Raw genomic sequence first — 3,903 nt, 5'->3', positions numbered from 1 at the left:
CTGAAAGGCCTTGAGATACCCATTATCTACGATGTTGATATCGGACATCTGCCACCTAATCTGACTTTGATTAATGGAGCTTTGGCAGACGTCAGTCTTATTGATGATAGGGGCAAGATTCACCAGAGGCTGATCTGAATCAGTGGAACTTTTTGTATTCATATATCAGGTATCCGAGCGGCTATCACCTATAAGTTGATTGAATTCTTCGCCGCTCATATCCATAGAATATTTATTATGTAAATTACGAATATCCACCTTCTGGCTTCTGGCCGGGATCAGAAAAATTTCTCCATCGTCACTGAGATTAACGCTTACTTCAGTTTCCTGATTAATACTCAGCTTGGCTCGAATATCTGCGGGAATGGTCACCTGATGCTGACTAGTTCGTACGATCCTCATAATGTTAAACCTATTAGAATTCAGGAAAACATATTAGATCACTTCTACGTCTAGTGGCACTTCTTCAAAGCCTGATTACAGAGTTGGGCTATCGCGAAATGTCTGCAGGCCGAGCTCTCATCCCCCGTCCTCAAAGTACGGAGGTTTTACGCTCACTCGATAAAACACTTATAAGTTGTATTTTTGCTTATTTACAACATATAAGTTTTATAAAAATTACATTAATTAAAATGTATTTTGTCTATATTACACTTTATAAATTGTATTTTGGTTGCTTCTGATGAAAACACAGGAAGAGCTGGCAAAAGCTTTACGGGACTTCCGGAAAGCCAAAGGACTGGGACAAAAGGATATGCGTATGAGAATCGGCATGTCGCAACAGCAATATCAACGAGCTGAGTCTGGCAGTGATCTGCGGGTTTCGACGTTATTTCGAATTCTTGAAGGTTTGGATCTTGAGCTGCAACTGATACCAAAACATCAATCTGGAGAGGGTGAACCTATTACACCCAATGATGAAAATAGAGAATCAGCCTGGCAAGGATTTCTTAAAGATCTGGAGGACTGATCGTGACTGTATCACAAAACGCTCGCTCTGAGTTTGTAGAAGCCTTCTCGCTTGTTCTCCATGGTCAACGAATAGGTGTCCTGACTCATTATTCCGGAGGCCGAAGCACTCTGACCCACCACTAGCAGAGATTAGCCGGACTGATAAGGCTCAACCCCGTCGCCCAGAAAACGGTTGTTTTCTTCACGTATTCTGGCTGCCGCATCATCGTAAAGAAATGGCAGGGTGACATAGCGAGTGCCGCTTGTTACAGGCGTTGCCGCATGCATAAGAGAACAGGAAAAGACGATAGCACCACCCGTGGGGGGCTTATAACGACGGTTGCCGTATTCTGGAAACCACAATTCACCTCCCTCGTATTCTTCACTATTCAGGTTGATGCTGATAGCGAATCGCCGGTGTGCGGTGCCTTTCGTGGTGTTATCCCGGTGTTCTTTGAAGAAACCCGCATCACTGCTGTCGTAGCAGGCAACGATGTAGCGTTCAATGCGTGTAGCCTGAAACTGAAAAGCTTTGGCTATTTCAGGAGTCAGGCGAGTTCTTATTCGATGTTTCAGTGCCGCCTGCAAGTTTTTATCGTCAATACTGATGTCGGTTCGACGTTTGACATGGTTATCCTGAAGTTCCAGTGTTTTGCCGCCAATGGTTCGCATAAAGCCCGATGGCTCAGGCTGTCCTTCGTGATAATAACGAATAAGGGTTTCGCAAAAGTCGCTTTCCAGCACCCTGGGTACCAGCAAAACCGGAGCCCAGGGTTCTATCTCTGGAGATGAGTGGTATGCAGGGTCAGGCAGGCTCTGCATGGTTTTTATAAAAATATCAGGCTCATCAATGTTGCCTTTGGCATAGACACGAAGCGTTGGGTCAAGAATTAACCAGTAGGGATAGTAAAGTTCTTGCTGTTCAGAGTGTTTGCCCAAGGCACCGTATTGTCTGGCAACTGCGCCTGCTTCATCATAAAAAATACGCTGCTTTGGAAATGCTTGCAGCGCTTGGGGGTTATGCAGGTCTCTTTGATTCAAGGTGACTGCGAAACGGACGTTTTGGTCATCACGAGTCATTAAATCTGATTGATTGACTTCTTTCAGAAACTTGATAACAGGTTTTGCTGAGCAGTCTCCAAGAAAGGCCAGTCCAACAAAACGCCCGCCGAGACTGGAGAATGCAAACTGGGGGTTATTGGTTGTGTGAGCGTGGAACCAGGGGGCAGGTTCTCCCCATGAGGGTGGTTTATTGTTCATTTATATAGGTGTTCTAATTCATTGAGAATTTTTAATTAAAACCTTTTTATCTATCGACCATGTTCTGTTAAACAATACTTCGGGCAGTTTTTTGAGGACTTAACATTGATCTACAGAGGCCTGTGCTACGAGGGTTCGGATTTAATTGCAAGTCTGATATCCCGCCGATTTGCCTGAAAGTGCCCCGGTCGCCCAAGCCCCGGATATCAGTAAGTAAATTAGCCAGTATTGGAACCGGGCGTCATGTTTTCCTAAAGGCTTCCCTTTGTCACTCCTGTTAGAGAAGAGGGACAAGTGTATCATAATGGATTCTTAGAATCGGATAATTGTATGCACAATGGTGCATCTTCTTACATGTCGTTTTTTTAGGCCATGCAGCACAATGGGTTTAGCAACTTCTTTTGGTTTTTTGTCACATAAGCCTTGGTGCATCAATGTTAAGTCGTCAAAAAACTGTCCAAAGCATTACCTAGATAGACTGTCTTTTATTTTTTCAATTAATTGAAGGTAACTATCTATAACTACTTAATGGGGTTGTATTTTAGATAGATCACTTGTTTGTTTGTGACGAAAAATATTTATCAAGATTTTTAGTTGTCAAAATAATTACGCAGGGATGTAATCATGACTGATGATAGCAGCACCAGTGGTGAGCAGCAGTCGCAGACCTCTAGTAACTCAGTAGTAGATTCAGATGGTACGAAAGAGCTTGAAAAGGTTCGGTTTGAGAAACCATCAAAATCAGTCGTCAAATCAGTCTCAGCTGATACCCAATACCTTCTGGATTTCAATTCGGACGACGTAAAACTGGAAGTCAGGGGGCCTGATTTTGTTCTTGTTTTTCCGGATGGTGTTGAAATTACCCTGTTACTTGCAGGGGTAATGGCTGCAACAGAGCAAACACTTCAATTCAAATTTGCCGATGGCTCGGTGATTAGCGGTGATGAATTCATTGCCAAATCCAGTTTTGTTGAATCGGAAGATGTACCTGTTTCTACTCTAAAGGGTCAGGAGAGTGATTCTGAAGAGGAAGAAACACCATCAGGCAAGGAAACGGAAGAACCGTCATACAGTGAAGCGGCTGATTCAAAGAATCAATCGAAAGCCAGCAAGGAAATTAAAAAGAAGGATGAGGAGTTTAAGAAAAAGCCTGTAGAAGAAGTAGAACCCCGTGATGATGACTTTACCGACACAGCACAGGCAACCAGCACCAGCTCGTCTTCTTCGCCTCCGATTGAAGAAGTTACTCCAACAGAAGATACTTCAACAGGGGAGGGCACCAGTAACATTACCTTCTCGGTTTCGGTGACCAATGTCGGCTCAAGTTCTGCAGGCCAGTTCATTATTGGTGGAGGCGGCAATAACTCCTCGAGTACCCAAAGCGATCCTGAGCAGCATCTTGAGGTCGAGCGCTTTGGTAGCAGCCTTGACGGAGACCCTGATGTCCAGCTCAATCTCAACAGTGGTCTGGAAATTTACGGTGAAGATCCCCTACTTTTCAGTGACTCATTCAACAGTAAGAATCTGGTGCTGCAGAATGATGCAAACATCAGTGATATTGCAGCCATTTATGTTGAAAATATCCCGGATGGCTGGGGAGTTGCCGGTGGGGCGAAAGAGAGTGACGGAAGCTGGCTGCCGCCCACGAAAGTATCTTCACCGTCCCCACCCTGCAGGTGGTTATTGAGCTCA

At 44.4% G+C, this 3,903-nt stretch carries 6 protein-coding genes; 4 read left to right on the top strand and 2 right to left on the bottom strand.

Features of this window, described 5'->3' with window-relative positions; genetic code table 11:
- Entirely contained in the window at positions 1–138 is a 138-nt protein-coding gene (locus tag KDK19_RS15145; protein ID WP_306801357.1) for a hypothetical protein, read from the top strand.
- 27 nt (positions 139–165) lie between these two features.
- On the opposite strand, the gene KDK19_RS15140 is transcribed toward KDK19_RS15145, so the two are convergent.
- A complete protein-coding gene (locus tag KDK19_RS15140) occupies positions 166–402 on the bottom strand; it encodes an AbrB/MazE/SpoVT family DNA-binding domain-containing protein (RefSeq protein WP_257254137.1) in 237 nt (78 codons plus the stop codon).
- Between the two features lie 280 nt (positions 403–682).
- Between KDK19_RS15140 and KDK19_RS15135 the strand changes: the two genes are divergently transcribed.
- The gene (locus tag KDK19_RS15135; protein WP_257254136.1) at positions 683–970 is read left to right on the top strand and encodes a helix-turn-helix domain-containing protein; all 288 of its coding nucleotides are present in this window, start codon (positions 683–685) and stop codon (positions 968–970) included.
- 2 nt (positions 971–972) lie between these two features.
- The gene (locus KDK19_RS15130) at positions 973–1,095 is read left to right on the top strand and encodes a hypothetical protein (protein WP_257254135.1); all 123 of its coding nucleotides are present in this window, start codon (positions 973–975) and stop codon (positions 1,093–1,095) included.
- 6 nt (positions 1,096–1,101) lie between these two features.
- Here KDK19_RS15130 and KDK19_RS15125 read toward each other — a convergent pair whose 3' ends face one another.
- The gene (locus tag KDK19_RS15125; RefSeq protein WP_257292279.1) at positions 1,102–2,211 is read right to left on the bottom strand and encodes a 2OG-Fe(II) oxygenase; all 1,110 of its coding nucleotides are present in this window, start codon (positions 2,209–2,211) and stop codon (positions 1,102–1,104) included.
- Positions 2,212–2,835: 624 nt separating this feature from the next.
- Here KDK19_RS15125 and KDK19_RS15120 point away from each other — a divergent pair.
- Positions 2,836–3,903, top strand: a 1,068-nt coding sequence (locus KDK19_RS15120) for a hypothetical protein (protein ID WP_257292278.1), incomplete at its 3' end; no start/stop codon positions are given.

It is taken from the genome of Endozoicomonas sp. ONNA1, assembly GCF_024606325.1.
Taxonomy (GTDB): domain Bacteria; phylum Pseudomonadota; class Gammaproteobacteria; order Pseudomonadales; family Endozoicomonadaceae; genus Endozoicomonas_A.
The sequence above is the reverse complement of the archived record's forward strand: the minus strand, read 5'-3'. Positions and strand labels throughout refer to the sequence as shown.

Excerpts from the sequence above, each read along its gene's own strand:
- KDK19_RS15140 (WP_257254137.1), bottom strand. The coding sequence starts at position 402 with ATGAGGATCGTACGAACTAGTCAGCATCAGGTGACCATTCCCGCAGAT.
- KDK19_RS15135 (WP_257254136.1), top strand. The coding sequence starts at position 683 with ATGAAAACACAGGAAGAGCTGGCAAAAGCTTTACGGGACTTCCGGAAA.
- KDK19_RS15125 (WP_257292279.1), bottom strand. The coding sequence starts at position 2,211 with ATGAACAATAAACCACCCTCATGGGGAGAACCTGCCCCCTGGTTCCAC.